Here is a 16,252-nt window from a genome sequence, read left to right as displayed (position 1 = left end):
AGGGTGGTCGCGGCCCCGGCGCGGGTACCGCTGGTGCCGTGGACTTCGACGACAGGCGGGTGGACGTCGGCGGCGTGCAGGACCGGCGGGGCGGCGGGCTGCGGGGCGGCGGGCTGCGGGGCGGCGGGCTGCGGGGCGGCGGGCTGCGCCGCGGGGGCCGGGGCGTCCCCGTCGCGGTGGGTGGCGGCGGGCTCGGGGTGGTCGGGCTGCTGCTGGTGCTCGCCGTGAACCTCCTGGGCGGTGGCGGCGGGGCCGGCGGCGGCGGGTTCGACCTGTCGCAGGTCCAGCCGGGCGTGCTGGGCAGCGGTCCGCTGGCCGGCGGCGAGAGCACGGCGGAGCTCGAGGAGCGCTGCAACGGCGAGGGCGCGCTGGAGCGCTACGCCGACTGCTTCGTCATCAAGGTCTCGAACGAGGTCGACGAGGTCTGGACCGAGGAGCTGCCGGCGGCCACCGGCGTGGACTACCGCCCGCCGTCGCTGGTGTTCTTCTCGGGCGGCACCAGCACCGGCTGCGGCGGGGCGTCCTCCGAGGTCGGGCCGTTCTACTGCCCGCCCGACGAGGCGATCTTCCTCGACCTGGACTTCCTCGACCAGCTGCAGGCGCAGTTCGGTGCGGAGGGCCGCTACGCGACGGCGTACATCGTGGCCCACGAGGCGGGCCACCACCTGCAGACCCTCCTCGGGACCGAGCGGCAGGTGCGGGCCGCGCAGCAGGCCGGCCCCGACCGGCGGAACGCCCTGTCCGTGGCCCTGGAGCTGCAGGCCGACTGCTACGCGGGGGTGTGGGGGCGCCAGGCGGACGACCGCGGCAACCTCAGCGTCACCGGGGCCGAGGTGGACCAGGCGCTGCGCGCGGCGGCCGCGGTCGGCGACGACCGCATCCAGCAGCGCACGCAGGGCCGGGTCGACCCGGAGTCGTGGACGCACGGGTCGGCCGAGCAGCGCCGCTCGTGGTACGAGCGCGGCTTCACGACCGGCGACCCCGCCGCCTGCGACACCTTCGCGCGCTGAGGCGGCTCAGCGCCGGCGGGCCAGCCGGACCCGCAGCTCGACGAGGTCGTCCTCGACGCGGCGGAGCAGGTGCTCGCGCAGCTCCCCGTGCTCGGTGGCGCGCGCCTCGCGCACCTGCTCGACCATGCGCCGCAGCGCGGCGTCCTCGGCCGGCGCGGGGCGCGCGGGACCGCCGGGCAGCGGCGGGCCCGGGCGGCGGTGCGACCCGGGCGGGCCCTGCGGGCCGGGCAGCCCCGAGCGCAGCGCTCCGCCGACGGCGCGGCCCAGCACCGGCAGGACCACGAGCAGCAGCACGAGCACGCCGAGGATCCCGCCGAGCAGCAGCGTCAGGGCCGGGGCCACGGGCCCAGCGTACGCGCGCGGGCCCCGCGGCGGCAGGGGTCGGCGACCCCCCGCTCACCTGTTCCTGGTAATGATTGTCACCTGCACCAGGAGAGGAGCGCTCGTGCCCGACCGACCCGTCCCCGTCGTCCCGCTGGCCACCGTCGACCCGCTGCTGCGCGACGCCGCGGCCGGTGCGCTGCTGCTCGACGTGCCCGGCGCCGTGGTCGTGCGGCACGACCTCGCCGACGGGGCGCTGCGCCGCGTCGTGCACGACCTGGGCGGCGTCCGGGAGGACGTCGTGCGCCCGCTGGAGCACGCCTGCCTCGGGTGCGCCCTGCGCGAGGACGTCCTGCCCACCCTGGACCGGGTGGCGCCCGGCGCGCGCGCCGTCGTGCTCGCGCTGCCCGTCGGGGCCGGGCCCCGGCCGGTGCTCGCCGCGCTGCGACCTAGGGGCCGCGGGGGCGCGCGGCGCGCCTGGCGCGGTGCGGCGCTCGTCACGGCCGTCGACCCCCACGGGCTCGTGGACGACCTGCTCGGCGACGACCTGCTCGCCGAGCGCGGCCTCGCCCTGGCCGCCGACGACCGCCGCGGCGTCGGCGAGGCCCTCGCGCAGCAGGTGGAGGCGGCCGGTGCGCTGCTGCTCCCCCGCCCGGCGCCGCCACGGGCCGACGCCCTCCTGGAGCACCTCGCGCCGGCGGCGCGCCGGGCCCTGCTGCACGCCTGCGGTGCCGGCGACCTGCTCGCCGCGTCCCCGGACCCGGCCGCCCTGCGCGGCGACGAGCTGCCCCGCTCGGTCCCGGCGCCGCGCGACGGGGTGAGCACGCTCGACCTGCGCTCGCACCGGCCGCTGCACCCGGAGCGGCTGCGCGAGGAGCTCGAGGCGCTCGGCGGCGGTCCGGTGCGCGGGCGCGGGCGCCTGCGGCTCGCCAGCCGGCCCGGCACCGCCGTGGCCTGGGACGGCGCCGGCGGCCAGCTCAGCATCGGCAGCGTGCCCGCCGGGGCCGGCCCGGCGACGGGGTCGCGGCTCCTGCTCACCGGCGTGGACCTCGACGCGGTGGCGCTGGCCACGGCGTTCGGGCGGACCCCGCTCACCGACGCCGAGCTGGCGCTCGGCACCGCCTGGTGGAGCACCCGCGAGGACGGGTACGGCCCGTGGCTCGGCGAGCAGGAGGGGGTCAGGTGAGCCCGCGCCCGTCCGGCGAGGCGCAGCCGGCCGGCGACGGGGCCGGCAGCGGGGCCGCCGGACGCGCGCAGCGGCGGGCGTACCGGCACGCGCCGAGCGGGCGCGACGGCCCGCTCGTGGGGGTGTGCGGCGGCGCGCGGTGCGCCGGGCTGCGCCGGCTCGCCCCCGGGCCGCTGGACGAGCTCGCCGACGCGGTGCGGGCCACCCCCGGCGCGGTCCTGCTGCGGGCGGACTGCCCGGGGGCGTGCGCCCTCGGCGTCGTCGGCGTCGTCGCCCGCCGCGACGGCGCCACCGGGCGTCCCGGTGCGCCGCTGTGGCTCTCGTGCCTCGACCGCCCCGCGCTCGCCGCCGCGCTCGTGGCGTGGGTGCGCGCCGGGGGCCCCGCCGACGGCGCCCGCCCCGGGGCCGACGTCCCCGACGCGCTGCGCGCGGCGGTCGTCAGCGCCCCGGCGCCCCGTCCCGCGTGACGCGCGAGGGGGCTGCGGTGCCGGGCGCCACGGCGACGGGCGCCACGGCGACGGGCGTCACGGCGCCGGCGGCCCGTCGCGCAGCACGTCGTGCACCCGCACCGGCACCGCGCGGGCCGTGGCGAGCGCGTCGCGCAGGACGTCGAGCCGCGGGTCGGGCACGTCGAGCACCCGCTCCGCCACGAGCGGGCGCAGCGGCGCCAGGCGCGGGTCGGCGAGCACCTCCCCGACGAGGGGGCGGTCGCCCCCGGTGACCAGCAGGTCGTACGCGGCGGGCAGCAGCAGGCGCGCGGCGAGGTCGGCGGCCGCGCCGGCGAGCTCGCGGGCCTGCCCCTCCCGGCGTCGGGCGAAGCGCTGCTGCGACCAGCCGCCGGCGGCCGTGCGGCCCTGCACGCGCCGGCGCCCCACCTTCGAGGCCACGAGCCGGGGGCCGTCGGCGACCCCCGCGGCGAAGCCGCCGCGGCGCACCAGCAGCAGCCCGAGCCGCGCGGGCGGTGGGTCGCCGACGACCGCCCACGAGCCGTCGCCCGCGACCCACCGCCCGTCCCGCGGCGCCGCCCCGCCGTGCCGCTCGGCGAAGGTCGCCAGCCAGCGCTCGAGGCGCTCCGGGGCGACGTGCACCGGCCGGCCCGGCGCGCCGGGCGGCCCGGGCGGGGTCAGCGCCCGCTCAGACGTTGAAGCCGAGGGCACGCAGCTGCTCGCGGCCGTCCTCGGTGATCTTGTCCGGGCCCCACGGCGGCATCCAGACCCAGTTGATCCGGACCTCGTCGACCAGGCCGTCGAGGGCGGAGTTCGTCTGGTCCTCGATGACGTCGGTCAGCGGGCAGGCCGCGGACGTCAGGGTCATGTCGAGCGTGACGGTGCGGTCGCCCGGCAGCGTCACGCCGTAGAGCAGGCCCAGGTCGACGACGTTGATCCCGAGCTCGGGGTCGACGACGTCGCGCATGGCCTCCTCGATGTCGCCCACGTCGACGGGGCGGTCGGTCACGTCGGTCATGCTGTGCTCCCCTCGCTGGTTCCGGTGGCCCGGCCGACGGCGTCCTTCCACGCCATCCAGCCGAGCAGGGCGCACTTCACGCGCGCCGGGTAGCGCGAGACGCCCGCGAACGCCACGGCGTCCTCGAGCACCTCCTCGTCGGGCTCGACCCGGCCGCGGGACTGCAGCAGGGCGAGGAACGCCTCGCCCTTCGCCAGCCCCTCGGCGAGCGGGCGCCCGACGACCAGGTCCGTCATCACCGACGTCGAGGCCTGGCTGATCGAGCAGCCCTCGCCCTCGTACGACACGTCGGTGACGACGTCGCCGTCGAGGCGGACCCGCAGGGTCACCTCGTCGCCGCACGTCGGGTTCACGTGGTGCACCTGCGCGTCGTACGGGTCGCGCAGGCCGCGGCGGTGCGGGTTGCGGTAGTGGTCCAGGATCAGGTCCTGGTACAAGGCCTCGACGCTCATCGTGCGCACCTCATCGCCGGAAGAACGCCGTGACCCGCTCGAGGCCTTCCCCGAGGGCGTCGACCTCCTGCGGCGTCGTGTAGACGTGGAACGAGGCCCGCGTGGTGGCGGGCACGCCGAAGCGCGCGCACGTCGGCGCCGCGCAGTGGTGGCCCACCCGCACGGCGATCCCCAGGTCGTCGAGGACCTGCCCGACGTCGTGCGCGTGCACGCCGTCCACGACGAAGGACACCGCTCCCCCGCGCTCCTCGACCGAGTCCGGCCCGATGACCCGCACCCCGTCGACGCGGTGCAGGACGTCGAGGCAGCGCGCGGTGAGCTCGTGCTCGTGCGCGCGCACGGCGTCCATGCCCAGCGCGGAGAGGTAGTCGCAGGCCGCGCCCAGCCCGACCGCCTGCGCGGCCATCGGCGTGCCGGCCTCGAAGCGCTGCGGCGGCGGGGCGTACGTCGAGCCCTCCATCCGCACCAGCTCGATCATCGACCCGCCGGTGAGGAACGGCGGCATGGCGGCCAGCAGGTCGTACCGGCCCCAGAGCACCCCGACCCCGGTGGGGCCGAGCATCTTGTGCCCGCTGAACGCGGCGAAGTCGACGTCGAGGGCGGCGACGTCGACCGGCATGTGCGGCACGGACTGGCAGGCGTCGAGCACGACGAGCGCGCCGACCTCCCGCGCCCGCGCCACGAGCCGGTCCACCGGGTTGACCGTGCCGAGGATGTTCGACTGGTGCACGAACGCCAGCACCTTCGTGCTCGCGTCGACGACCTCGTCGAGCCGCGACAGGTCGAGCCGGCCCTCGTCGGTGAGGCCGAGCCAGCGCAGCGTGGCCCCCGTGCGCCGGCACAGCTCCTGCCACGGCACGAGGTTGGCGTGGTGCTCCATCTCGGTGACCACGACGGAGTCGCCGGGTCCCACGACCAGGCGCGGGTCGGTGCCGCCCCCCAGCGTCGCCCCGCCGAGCGCGTACGCAACGAGGTTGATCGCCTCGGTCGCGTTCTTGCTGAACACGACCTCCTCGGGCCGGCCCCCGACGAACGCGGCGACGGTCGCGCGGGCGCCCTCGTACGCGTCGGTGGCCTCGTCGCCGAGCTGGTGCGCGCCGCGGTGGACGGCGGCGTTGCGCTGCTCGTCGAACGCGCGGACCGCGTCGAGCACCTGCCGCGGCTTCTGCGACGTGGCGCCGCTGTCGAGGTAGACCAGCGGGCGCCCGCCGCGCACCGTCCGGGCGAGCAGCGGGAAGTCGCCCCGCAGCGCGCCGGGGTCGATGCGCCGGGCCGGGCGCCCGGTGGCCACGGCCGTCACGCCGGCGCGCCCGCCCCGGCGCGGGAGACGAAGCGCTCGTACCCGTTGGCCTCGAGCTCGTCGGCCAGCTCCGGCCCGCCCTCCTCGGCGACGCGGCCGTCGACGAAGACGTGGACGAAGTCGGGGCTGATGTAGCGCAGGATCCGGGTGTAGTGGGTGATGAGCAGGACGCCCATCTCGCCGCCGGCCTTGGCGCGGTTGACGCCCTCGGACACGACCTTGAGCGCGTCGATGTCGAGCCCGGAGTCGGTCTCGTCGAGGATCGCCACGCGCGGCTTGAGCAGCTCGAGCTGCAGGATCTCGTGCCGCTTCTTCTCACCGCCGGAGAAGCCCTCGTTGAGGCTGCGCTCGGCGAACGACGGGTCGATCTGCAGCCCGCTCATCGCCTCCTTGACCTCCTTGACCCAGTGCCGCAGGGCCGGGGCCTCGCCGCGGGTCGCGGTGGCGGCGGTGCGCAGGAAGTTGGAGACGCTCACGCCGGGGACCTCGACCGGGTACTGCATCGCGAGGAACAGCCCGGCGCGGGCGCGCTCGTCGACGGACATCGCGAGGACGTCCTCGCCGTCGAGGGTGACCGAGCCGCCGGTGACGGTGTACTTCGGGTGGCCGGCGATGGAGTACGCCAGCGTGGACTTGCCGGAGCCGTTCGGCCCCATGATCGCGTGCGTCTGCCCGCTGCTCACCGTGAGGTCGACGCCGCGCAGGATCTCCTTGGCGCCGGCCTCGGTGTCGACGCTGACCCGCAGGCCGCGGATCTCGAGGGTGCTCATCTGTGCCTCTCTCCGTGTCTCGTGGTCAGGCGCCGGCGGTGGACAGCTCGGACTCGATCGCCGCCACGAGGCGCTCCTCGACGTCCGGCAGCCCGATCTGCTGCACGAGCTCGGCGAAGAAGCCGCGCACCACCAGGCGGCGGGCCTCGTCGAGCGGGATGCCCCGCGCCTGCAGGTAGAACAGCTGCTCGTCGTCGAACCGGCCGGTCGCGGACGCGTGCCCCGCGCCCTCGATCTCGCCGGTCTCGATCTCCAGGTTGGGGACCGAGTCGGCGCGGGCGCCGTCGGTGAGCAGCAGGTTGCGGTTGAGCTCGTACGTGCTCGTCGCCTCGGCCGCCGCCCGGATCAGGACGTCGCCGATCCACACCGCGTGCGCGTCGTCGCCCTGCAGCGCGCCCTTGTAGACGACGTTGCTGCGGCAGTGCGGCACCGCGTGGTCGACGAAGAGCCGGTGCTCGAGGTGCTGGCCGGCGTCGGCGAAGTAGAGGCCGAGCATCTCGACGTCACCGCCCGGGCCGTCGTACGCGGCGCTGGGCAGCACCCGCACGACCGCGCCGCCGAGCGTCGCGACGACGCTCTTGAGGGCGCCGTCGCGCCCGACGCGGGCGCGGTGCTGGGTCAGGTGCACGGCGTCGTCGTCCCAGTCGTGGATCGCCACGACGGTGAGCCGGGCGCCGTCGCCGACGCGCAGCTCGACGTTGTCCGCGTACGTCGCCGACCCCCGGTGGTCGAGGACCACCACGGCGCGGCTGAACGGCTGGGCGTCGACGAGCACGTGCCCGTACGCCGCCGCGTCCGCCCCCTGGCCGGTGAGCGTGACCACCGTCGCGCCCTCGGCCTCGAGCTCGCGCGGCACCGTGACGACGGTGGCGGTCTCGAACGACTCCCAGGCCAGGGCCGCGACGCGGTCCTCGGGGGCGCCCGCCGTGCCGAGGCGGGCGTCGTCGCGCCCGACCGTCTCGACCCGGACGCCCTGCGCCGCCTGGACGTCGACGAGGACCTTGCCGCCCGGGGCGGCCGAGCCGTCGTGCAGGCCGCGCAGGCGGTCCAGCGGGGTGAACCGCCAGTCCTCCTCGCGCCCGGTGGGGACCGGGAAGTCCGCGACGGCGAAGGAGGTCAGGCGGTCCGCGCGCGAGGCGTCGGGGGCCGTGCCGGCCCCGTGCGAGTGCTCGCGCACCGCCACGCCGCCCGGCGCGGGCGAGGTGAGGCCCTCGCGCTGCGCCGGGGCGACGGTGGTCTCGAGCGGGGTGCCCCCGCCCGTGGTGGACCCGCTGGTGGTGGACCCGGTGGTGGTGGACCCGGTGGTGGTAAACCCGGTGGTGGTGGACTCGGCCATCGTCAGCCCACGGCCCCTTCCATCTGCAGCTCGATGAGGCGGTTGAGCTCGAGGGCGTACTCCATGGGGAGCTCGCGCGCGATGGGCTCGACGAACCCGCGCACGATCATGGCCATGGCCTCGTCCTCGGTCATGCCGCGGCTCATGAGGTAGAAGAGCTGGTCGTCGGAGACCTTGGAGACCGTCGCCTCGTGGCCCATCGTCACGTCGTCCTCGCGGACGTCGACGTACGGGTAGGTGTCGGACCGGCTGACCTGGTCGACGAGCAGCGCGTCGCACTTCACCGTGGAGCGGCTGTGGTGCGCGCCCTCCTGGACCTGGACGAGCCCGCGGTACGACGTGCGCCCGCCGCCGCGCGCCACCGACTTCGACACGATCGTCGAGGAGGTGTGCGGGGCCGCGTGCACCATCTTGGCGCCCGCGTCCTGGTGCTGGCCCTCGCCGGCGAAGGCGATGGACAGCGTCTCGCCCTTGGCGTGCTCGCCGAGCAGCCAGACGGCCGGGTACTTCATCGTCACCTTGGAGCCGAGGTTGCCGTCGACCCACTCCATCGTCGCGCCCTCGTGCGCCGCAGCGCGCTTGGTGACGAGGTTGTAGACGTTGTTCGACCAGTTCTGGATCGTCGTGTAGCGGACGCGGGCGCCCTTCTTGACGACGATCTCGACGACGGCCGAGTGCAGCGAGTCGGACTTGTAGATCGGCGCCGTGCAGCCCTCGACGTAGTGCACGTACGAGTCCTCGTCGGCGATGATCAGCGTCCGCTCGAACTGGCCCATGTTCTCGGTGTTGATCCGGAAGTAGGCCTGCAGCGGGATGTCGACGTGCACGCCCTTGGGGACGTAGATGAACGACCCGCCGGACCAGACGGCCGAGTTCAGCGCGGCGAACTTGTTGTCGCCCACCGGGATCACCGTGCCGAAGTACTCCTTGAAGAGCTCCGGGTGCTCCTTGAGCGCGGTGTCGGTGTCGAGGAAGATGACGCCCTTCTCCTCCAGGTCCTCGCGGATCTGGTGGTAGACGACCTCCGACTCGTACTGCGCCGCGACGCCCGCGACGAGGCGCTGCTTCTCGGCCTCGGGGATGCCCAGGCGGTCGTACGTGTTCTTGATGTCCTCGGGCAACTCGTCCCAGGACGTGGCCTGCTTCTCCGTGGAGCGCACGAAGTACTTGATGTTGTCGAAGTCGATGCCCTCGAGGTCCGAGCCCCAGGTCGGCATCGGCTTGCGGCCGAACAGGCGCAGGCCCTTGAGGCGGAACTGGAGCATCCACTCCGGCTCGCCCTTCTTCGCCGAGATGTCGCGCACGACCTCCTCGGACAGGCCGCGACGCGCGCTGGCGCCGGCCGCGTCCGAGTCGGCCCAGCCGTACTCGTACGTGCCCAGGCCCTCGAGCTCGGGGTGCGTGGTGGTCATGCCGTGGTCCTCCCGGTGGGGGTGGCGGTGGTGCTGGTGGTCGTACGGGTCGTGCTGGTCGGGCTGGTCTGGCTGGTCTGGCTGGTGGGGACGTGGGTGGTGCAGACGCCGTCGCCGTGCGCGATGGTCGCCAGCCGCTGGACGTGGGTGCCGAGCAGGCCCGAGAGCATCTCGGTCTCGGCCTCGCACAGCTGCGGGAACCGCTCGGCGACCGCGGCCACCGGGCAGTGGTGCTGGCACAGCTGGACCGCGCCGGTGCCCGTCGTGCGGGCCGAGGCGGCGTAGCCCTGCGCGCTCAGCGCGTCCGCGACGGCCGCGGCCCGCTCCCCCGCGGCCTCGCCGTCGTGCCCGTGCAGCGCCGGCACGAGCCGCTCGCGCAGGCCCGAGACGCGCTGGCGGGCGAACGCCTCGAGCGCGGCGTCGCCGCCCACGCCCGCGAGGAACTCCAGCGCGCTGGCGGCCAGGTCGTCGTACTCCTGCCCGAACGCGGACCGACCCCCGCGGGTGACCGCGAAGACGCGGGCCGGTCGCCCGCGCCCGCGGGGCCGGCGGTCCTCGCGCGGCTCGCGCGCCTCGAGCGTGCCGTCGGCGACGAGCGCGTCGAGGTGGCGGCGCACGGCGGCCGTCGTGAGGTCGAGGCGCTCGGCGAGCGCGGCGGCCGTCGAGGGCCCGTCCTCGAGGACGGCGCGGGCGACGCGACGACGGGTGGCGTGCTCGCCCGTCGCCTCCTGCGGGGAGGTGCCCCCCCTGCCGCTGTCGCTGCCCACGATTTCCACAACGCGAGTGTCACGTTATTGATGCCCGGGTCGCAAGCCGCGCCGCCGCCGGTCGCGGGCGCGCCGGCGTGGGGTGCGTCACGGAAGGCGACCCTCACCTGCGGCGCCGCCCCGCGGCGGGCGGCACGTCCTGCCCGCCGGACCTATCATCGGGCGCCATGGGTCTGCCCGCGGTCGAGGTCGTCGACCTCGTCAAGCGGTACGGCGCGGTCACCGCCGTCGACGGGCTGTCCCTCACCGTCGCCCGGGGGGCCGTCACCGCGGTCCTCGGCCCCAACGGGGCGGGCAAGACGACCACCGTCGAGTGCTGCGAGGGCTACCGCGCCCCGGACGCCGGCACCGTGCGGGTCCTCGGCCTCGACCCGGTGCGCGACGGGCACCGGCTGCGCCCCCGGGTGGGCGTCATGCTCCAGCAGGGCGGCGTCTACCCGTCCTCGCGCGGCACCGAGATGCTGCGCCACGTCGCCCGGCTGCACGCGCACCCCCTGGACGTCGACGCCCTCGTCGAGCGGCTGGGCCTCGGCGGGCTGGGGCGGACGCCGTACCGCCGGATGTCCGGCGGGCAGCAGCAGCGCCTCGCGCTCGCCCTCGCGGTCGTGGGCCGCCCCGAGCTCGTCTTCCTCGACGAGCCGACCGCCGGGCTCGACCCGCAGGCGCGCCGCGCCACCTGGGAGCTCGTCGAGGCGCTGCGCGCCGACGGGGTCGCCGTCGTGCTCACCACCCACCACATGGACGAGGCCGAGCGGCTCGCCGACCACGTCGTCGTCGTCGACCACGGCCGCGTCGTCGCCGAGGGCAGCCCCGCGGTGCTCACCACCACCGGCGCCGAGGACGCGCTGCGCTTCAGCGGGCCGCCCTCGCTCGACCTCGCCGGGCTGCTCCTCGCGCTGCCCGAGGGCTGCCGGGCCAGCGAGCCCGCCCGCGGCCAGTACCTCGTCGAGGGCCCGATGGGCCCGCAGCTGCTCGCCACCGTCACCGCGTGGTGCGCGGCGCACGGCGTCATGCCCGAGGGGCTCAGCGTCGGCCGGCGCACCCTCGAGGACGTCTTCCTCGAGCTCACCGGCCGGGAGCTGCGCGCGTGAGCCTCTCCTTCGTCCCGCGGCCCGGGGCGGCGCCGCTGCCCCGGCGCGTGCTCGCCCAGGCCGGGCTCGAGCTGCGGCTCCTGCTGCGCAACGGCGAGCAGCTGCTCATCACCCTCGTCATCCCGCTCGCCGCGCTGCTCGGGCTGGTCCTCACCACGGCGGTCGACCTGGGCCCCGGCGAGCGCGTCGAGGTCGCCCTGCCGGGCGTGCTGGCCCTCGCGGCGCTGTCCACCGCCTTCACCGGCCAGGCGATCGGCACGGGCTTCGAGCGCCGCTACGGCGTCCTCAAGCGCCTCGCGGCGTCCCCGCTGCCCAAGGCGGGGCTGGTGGCCGGCAAGACGCTCAGCGTCGTGGCCGTCGAGGTGCTCCAGGTCGTGCTGCTCGTCGGCGCGGCGCTCGCCCTCGGCTGGCAGGCGCGCGGGGAGCCGCTGCTCGCGGTGCTCCTGCTCGCCCTCGGCACCGCCGCCTTCTCCGGGCTCGCCCTGCTCATGGCCGGCACGCTGCGCGCGGAGGCGACGCTCGCCGTGGCCAACCTCGCGTACCTCGTCCTCGTGGCGGTCGGCGGCGTCGCGGTGCCGCTCGCGCAGTACCCCGAGGCGGTGCAGGGGCTGTTCGCGCTGACCCCGGTCGGAGCGCTCACCGAGGGCCTGCGCGCCGCGCTCGACGCCGGCGGGTCCGGCGCCACGGGCACGCCGTGGGGCCCGCTCGCGGTGCTCACCGCCTGGGCGGTGGCCGCGGTGGCCGCCGCCGCCCGGGCCTTCCGCTGGGAGTGACCCGCGGCGTCCGCGTGACCGCGAGTGACCATGAGCACGCCCGGGGAGACGCATCCGCGTGACCCCTCCGCGCCGAAACCCGGGTGTGAGCACCGCCGTGGCCACCAGCACCGGTAGCGTCCCCGTCGTGGTCGCTCCCGACGTGCTGAGCGACGCGGAGGTCGGGGCCGGCTTCTGCGCGGGCGACGAGGCGTGCCTGCGGGAGGCGTACGCCCGCTGGTCCGGGCTCGTGCACACCGTCGCCCTGCGCTCGCTGGGCGACCGCAGCGACGCCGAGGACGTCACCCAGCAGGTGTTCGTCGACGCGTGGCGGGGCCGGCTGCGGTACGACCCCGCGGCCTCCGCCCTGCCGGCCTGGCTGCTCGGCATCACCCGGCACAAGCTCGCCGACGCGCACGAGCGGCGCGCACGGGAGCGGCGCCTCGTCGACGCGGCCGCCGCGGTCGCGCCGGCGCTCGAGGTGCCCCCGCCCGTCGACGCCGTCGCGGACCGGGTGATCATCGAGGACGAGGTCGCGCGCCTCGGCCAGCCGCAGCGCAGCATCCTCGAGCTCGCCTTCTGGGGCGACCTCACGCACCGCCAGATCGCCGAGCAGCTCGACCTGCCGCTCGGCACCGTCAAGAGCCACGTCCGCCGCTCGCTCGAGCGGCTGCGCACCAGGTTGGAGGTCGACCGTGGTCCCCGGTGACGCGCACGTGCCGGTCGACCTGCTCGCCCTGCACGCCCTCGGCGAGGACGTCGAGGGCCTCGACGCGGCGCACCTCGCGGCGTGCCGCGCCTGCGGGGCGGAGCTGGCGTCGCTGCGCGGCGTGGTCGACGCCGCCCGGTCGGCCCCCGACGCGCGGGCGCGGCGCGTGGAGGAGCCGCCGGCCCGGGTGTGGGACGCCGTGGCCGCCGAGCTCGCCCTGGGCGCCGCGCCCGCGCGACCCGCCGGCGAGCGGGTGCCGCCCCCGCCGCCGGTCCTGCTCGGCGGGGCGCGCCCGGACGGGCGGGGCGTGCACGGGGACGCTGCCGCCGCGGGCGGGCACCGGGACCACGGGGACCACGGAGACCACCGCGACCACCTGGGCGTCGTGCGCCACCGGCGCCGTCCCGGCGGGGGCGGGGGCGGGCGGCGCGGGGTGGCCCGCAGCCGGGCCGCGCTGCTCGCGGTCGCCGCGGGCGTGGTCGGGGTGGTCGCCGGGGCCGGGGGCAGCGCGCTGCTGCGCGACGACCCGGGCGGGCCCGCCGCGCCGCCCGTGGCGGTCGAGGCCCGCGCCGAGCTCGCCCCGCTCCCCGAGCGCACCGGCACGGGCGAGGCGGTCCTCGAGCGCGGCGGCGACGGCCGGCGCCTCGTCGTCACCGCGTCGGGCCTGAGCACCGGCGACGGCTACACGGAGGTCTGGCTCCTCGACGCCGAGGCCGGCCGGCTCGTGTCCCTGGGCGTGCTCCAGGGCGGGTCGGGCTCCTTCCCGGTCCCCGAGTCCCTCGACATCGGCGACTACCCGCTCGTCGACCTGTCGCTGGAGCCGTTCGACGGGGACCCCGCGCACTCGAGCGACAGCATCGTCCGCGGCGAGCTGCGAGCGTGAGGTCCGCCACCGGGGCCGGTCCGGACGGGCCGGCCCCGGACGGGCGACCTACGATGACGAGGTGCCCGAGGAGCCCGTACCGGCCGTGACCAGGACGTCCCGCCTCGCCCCGCTGGGCGCCAGCGCGGTCGTGCGCCGCCTCGCCGTCGCCAACCTCGTCGCGCAGGTGGGGATCGTCGTCACCGGGGCCGCGGTGCGGCTCACCGGGTCGGGGCTCGGCTGCTCCACCTGGCCGCGCTGCGTCGACGAGTCCTGGACCCCCACCCCCGAGTACGGCGTCCACGGCGCCATCGAGTTCGGCAACCGGCTGCTGACGTACGTCCTCGCGGCCGTCGCCCTCGCCACCCTCGTCGCGGCCTGGCAGCACCGGCCGGTGCGCCGGGACTGGCGCCGCCTCGCCCTGCTGAGCTTCCTCGGGATCCCGGCGCAGGCCGTCATCGGCGGCATCACGGTGCTCACCCAACTCAACCCGTGGACGGTCGGGCTGCACTTCCTGGCCAGCTCGGTGCTCGTGGCGGTGTCGACGCTGCTCGTGCGGCGCACCCGCGACGGCGGTGGCCCGGCCCGCCCGCTCGTGCCGCGCCCGATGCTGCTGCTCGGCCGGGCCCAGCTCGGCGTGCTCGGCGCCGTCGTCGTCCTCGGCACCGTCGTCACCGGCAGCGGCCCGCACGCCGGCGACGCCGACGTGCCGCGCAACGGCCTGGACCCGGCCGCGGTGACCCAGCTGCACGCCGACGCCGTCTTCCTGCTCGTCGGCCTCACCGCCGCCACCCTCGTCGCGCTGCAAGCGCTCGGCGCCCCCGCCGCCGCCCGCCGCGCCTGGGCCTGGGTGCTCGGCGTGCAGCTCGGCCAGGGCGCGATCGGCTTCGTCCAGTACGCCACCGACCTGCCCGTCGCCCTCGTCGCCGCGCACATGCTCGGCTCCGCCCTGCTCGTCGTCGCCACGGTCCGCGCCCAGGACAGCCTGTCCGGCCGCGGCGCCGTCCCCGGGCCCGCGCCGCTGGACCTCGACGCCCCCGACCCCCTCGAGCGCCCCCTCACGGTGCCGCGGGCGCGCTGAGGCGCGCGGGCGGCCGTCGCGGGGACGCTCGCGGACTCGCCGGCCGCCGGTACGGACGGGCGCCCGCGACCGCCGGGACGGACCGCGGCACGGTCGCCGGGCTCGTACTCGCCGGTGCCGGGCACCCGGCGTCGGTCCCGGGTCGGCCCCCGGCGCACGCGCCTGCCCGGTTCGCGCACCCGACGGGCTGCCCGGGGACGGCGTGCCCCCCGCCTGCTCGCGCGACACGCCGTGCGCTGCAGGTGCGAAGCGGACAGGGCCTGCCCCGCGAGCGCGACCCGGGCCCCTGGAGGTCCTCGTACGGTCGCCGGCTGCAGGCCCGGTCAGCGCGGAGGGTGGACGGCGCGCGTCACCTCTCGTGGCGGAGGCCGTACGCGCGTGCGGACCGCCCGCGATTGCCTCCCTGCGCGCCCAGCGCCCGGCGTGTCGCGGCGGCTCGGCGATCACGCGCCGGGCGAGGAGCACCAGCCGCCCGCTGCGCGTGCGGACCGGGCACGGGGCGCGCCCGGCGCCGCGAGCGGGACCGGCGGAGCCGCGGTCCGGCACAGCCGCACCAGCCCTCGCACGCGCCCCGGGGTGCGGGGCGAGGAGGGCTCAGCCCAGGAGCAGCGGGTCCAGGGCGATCGCCACGAACAGCAGCGTGAGGTAGCTGATCGACCCGTGGAAGAGGCGCATCGGGCCGAGCTCGCGCCCGCGCAGGCCGCGGCGGGCGCGGCGGTCGAGGCGGTGCGCCTCGAGGAGGAAGGCGGCGCCGAGGACGAGGGCGAGGGCGCCGTACAGCCAGCCGGTGGGGGCCACCGGCCACAGCAGCAGGGAGACGGCGACCATGACGTAGCTGTAGACCAGCACCCGGCGCGTCACGACGGCCTCGTCGGCGACGACGCCCAGCATCGGGACGCCGGCCCGCCCGTAGTCCTCCGCGTAGCGCAGGGACAGCGGCCAGTAGTGCGGCGGGGTCCAGAAGAAGATGACGGCGAAGAGCACGACCGGGGCCCACGACAGCGACCCGATGACCGCCGCCCAGCCGATGAGCACGGGCATGCACCCGGCGGCACCGCCCCAGACGATGTTCTGCGGCGTCCGCCGCTTGAGGCCGAGGGTGTAGACGACGACGTAGAAGGCGATCGCGGCGAGGGCCAGCCCCGCCGCGAGCCAGTTGACGACCAGGCCCAGCCACAGGACCGAGGCCACGCCCAGGAGCACCCCCGAGGTGAGCGCCTCGCGCGGGGTGACCGCCCCGGTCACGAGCGGGCGCCCGCTCGTGCGGTGCATGACCTTGTCGATGTCGCGGTCGAGGTAGCAGTTGAGCGTGTTCGCGCTGCCGGCCGCCAGCGTGCCGCCGACGAGGGTCGCGAGGACGAGGAGCAGGTCGGGCAGCCCCCGCTCGGCGAGCACCATCGTGGGGACCGTCGTGACGAGCAGCAGCTCGATGATCCGCGGCTTGGTGAGGGCGACGTACGCGCCCAGCTTGCGCCGCCGGCCGCCCCGCCGGGCGGGCGCCGGGTCGACCGGGGACGCCGTCGCGCCCGCGGGCACCCGCGGACCGTCCTCGACGCGGGGCCGGGGGTCGATTGCGGGCACGGGCACCTCGATGCTGCGGAGGGGGCGGCGCGCCGTCGCGCACCAGGGCCGGACGGCGTCCACTCTATCCGCGGCCGTCCGGCCCCCACCTCCCGCGCACCGCCCGGACCGGTGTGTCACCCCTCACGAGTAGGCTCGCGGCTGGCCGGGCAACGGTG

18 protein-coding genes are annotated in these 16,252 nt (G+C 76.9%); 8 read left to right on the top strand and 10 right to left on the bottom strand.

The genetic code is table 11. The features are described from left to right. The first annotated feature begins 38 nt into the window (after nt 1-38). Nucleotides 39-1,010: a KPN_02809 family neutral zinc metallopeptidase gene (gene ypfJ / locus D5H78_RS15715; RefSeq protein WP_119951448.1), complete on the top strand. Its 972-nt coding sequence runs from the start codon at nt 39-41 to the stop codon at nt 1,008-1,010. Nucleotides 1,011-1,016: 6 nt separating this feature from the next. On the opposite strand, the gene D5H78_RS15710 is transcribed toward ypfJ, so the two are convergent. After that, on the bottom strand, nt 1,017-1,352 hold the full coding sequence (locus D5H78_RS15710) for a hypothetical protein (RefSeq protein ID WP_119951447.1): 336 nt from the start codon (nt 1,350-1,352) through the stop codon (nt 1,017-1,019). Nucleotides 1,353-1,455: 103 nt separating this feature from the next. On the opposite strand from D5H78_RS15710, the gene D5H78_RS15705 reads away from it, so the two are divergent. Both D5H78_RS15705 and D5H78_RS15700 read left to right on the top strand, forming a co-directional pair. Next, a complete protein-coding gene (locus tag D5H78_RS15705; protein ID WP_119951446.1) occupies nt 1,456-2,517 on the top strand; it encodes a GTP-binding protein in 1,062 nt (353 codons plus the stop codon). Further along, nucleotides 2,514-2,984 (top strand): hypothetical protein, encoded by a 471-nt coding sequence (locus tag D5H78_RS15700; protein WP_119951445.1) that lies wholly within the window; start codon nt 2,514-2,516, stop codon nt 2,982-2,984. The genes D5H78_RS15705 and D5H78_RS15700 overlap by 4 nt, the downstream gene beginning before the upstream one ends. A gap of 57 nt (nt 2,985-3,041) precedes the next feature. On the opposite strand, the gene D5H78_RS15695 is transcribed toward D5H78_RS15700, so the two are convergent. From D5H78_RS15695 to D5H78_RS15660, 8 genes are all read right to left on the bottom strand, one after another. Continuing rightward, on the bottom strand, nt 3,042-3,605 hold the full coding sequence (locus tag D5H78_RS15695; RefSeq protein ID WP_165865767.1) for an acVLRF1 family peptidyl-tRNA hydrolase: 564 nt from the start codon (nt 3,603-3,605) through the stop codon (nt 3,042-3,044). Nucleotides 3,606-3,651: 46 nt separating this feature from the next. Continuing rightward, entirely contained in the window at nt 3,652-3,981 is a 330-nt protein-coding gene (locus tag D5H78_RS15690) for a metal-sulfur cluster assembly factor (RefSeq protein ID WP_119951444.1), read from the bottom strand. After that, a complete protein-coding gene (sufU, locus tag D5H78_RS15685; RefSeq protein ID WP_119951542.1) occupies nt 3,978-4,433 on the bottom strand; it encodes a Fe-S cluster assembly sulfur transfer protein SufU in 456 nt (151 codons plus the stop codon). The genes D5H78_RS15690 and sufU overlap by 4 nt, the downstream gene beginning before the upstream one ends. A 10-nt stretch (nt 4,434-4,443) precedes the next feature. Beyond that, nucleotides 4,444-5,733, bottom strand: coding sequence for a cysteine desulfurase (locus D5H78_RS15680; protein WP_245941683.1), 1,290 nt, complete (start codon nt 5,731-5,733; stop codon nt 4,444-4,446). Beyond that, nucleotides 5,730-6,503 carry a Fe-S cluster assembly ATPase SufC gene (gene sufC, locus D5H78_RS15675; RefSeq protein WP_119951443.1) on the bottom strand — a complete coding sequence of 258 codons (774 nt, stop codon included), beginning with the start codon at nt 6,501-6,503 and terminating at the stop codon, nt 5,730-5,732. The genes D5H78_RS15680 and sufC overlap by 4 nt, the downstream gene beginning before the upstream one ends. 25 nt (nt 6,504-6,528) lie before the next feature. Further along, nucleotides 6,529-7,686: a Fe-S cluster assembly protein SufD gene (gene sufD / locus D5H78_RS15670; protein WP_425472968.1), complete on the bottom strand. Its 1,158-nt coding sequence runs from the start codon at nt 7,684-7,686 to the stop codon at nt 6,529-6,531. 155 nt (nt 7,687-7,841) lie between these two features. Further along, nucleotides 7,842-9,251, bottom strand: coding sequence for a Fe-S cluster assembly protein SufB (sufB, locus tag D5H78_RS15665; RefSeq protein ID WP_119951441.1), 1,410 nt, complete (start codon nt 9,249-9,251; stop codon nt 7,842-7,844). Then, the gene (locus tag D5H78_RS15660; RefSeq protein WP_425472967.1) at nt 9,248-10,021 is read right to left on the bottom strand and encodes a helix-turn-helix transcriptional regulator; all 774 of its coding nucleotides are present in this window, start codon (nt 10,019-10,021) and stop codon (nt 9,248-9,250) included. The genes sufB and D5H78_RS15660 overlap by 4 nt, the downstream gene beginning before the upstream one ends. 164 nt (nt 10,022-10,185) lie before the next feature. Between D5H78_RS15660 and D5H78_RS15655 the strand changes: the two genes are divergently transcribed. The 5 genes from D5H78_RS15655 to D5H78_RS15635 all read left to right on the top strand — a co-directional run bounded on the left by D5H78_RS15655 (nt 10,186) and on the right by D5H78_RS15635 (nt 14,513). Continuing rightward, nucleotides 10,186-11,109 carry an ABC transporter ATP-binding protein gene (locus D5H78_RS15655; RefSeq protein WP_119951439.1) on the top strand — a complete coding sequence of 308 codons (924 nt, stop codon included), beginning with the start codon at nt 10,186-10,188 and terminating at the stop codon, nt 11,107-11,109. Further along, the gene (locus tag D5H78_RS15650; RefSeq protein ID WP_119951438.1) at nt 11,106-11,882 is read left to right on the top strand and encodes an ABC transporter permease; all 777 of its coding nucleotides are present in this window, start codon (nt 11,106-11,108) and stop codon (nt 11,880-11,882) included. Before D5H78_RS15655 ends, D5H78_RS15650 begins: the two co-directional genes overlap by 4 nt. A 127-nt stretch (nt 11,883-12,009) precedes the next feature. Next, nucleotides 12,010-12,570: an RNA polymerase sigma factor gene (locus tag D5H78_RS15645; protein ID WP_119951437.1), complete on the top strand. Its 561-nt coding sequence runs from the start codon at nt 12,010-12,012 to the stop codon at nt 12,568-12,570. Then, complete coding sequence (locus D5H78_RS15640) at nt 12,557-13,453, top strand: anti-sigma factor (RefSeq protein ID WP_119951436.1); 897 nt, start codon at nt 12,557-12,559, stop codon at nt 13,451-13,453. Before D5H78_RS15645 ends, D5H78_RS15640 begins: the two co-directional genes overlap by 14 nt. Nucleotides 13,454-13,538: 85 nt before the next feature. Continuing rightward, the gene (locus D5H78_RS15635; RefSeq protein ID WP_218566681.1) at nt 13,539-14,513 is read left to right on the top strand and encodes a COX15/CtaA family protein; all 975 of its coding nucleotides are present in this window, start codon (nt 13,539-13,541) and stop codon (nt 14,511-14,513) included. A 594-nt stretch (nt 14,514-15,107) separates the two neighbouring features. Here the strand turns inward: D5H78_RS15635 and D5H78_RS15630 are convergent. Then, nucleotides 15,108-16,094 (bottom strand): heme o synthase, encoded by a 987-nt coding sequence (locus D5H78_RS15630; protein ID WP_218566680.1) that lies wholly within the window; start codon nt 16,092-16,094, stop codon nt 15,108-15,110. Nucleotides 16,095-16,252: the final 158 nt, after the last annotated feature.

Source organism: Vallicoccus soli (genome assembly GCF_003594885.1).
Taxonomy (GTDB): Bacteria; Actinomycetota; Actinomycetes; order Motilibacterales; family Motilibacteraceae; genus Vallicoccus; species Vallicoccus soli.
The sequence above is the reverse complement of the archived record's forward strand: the minus strand, read 5'-3'. Positions and strand labels throughout refer to the sequence as shown.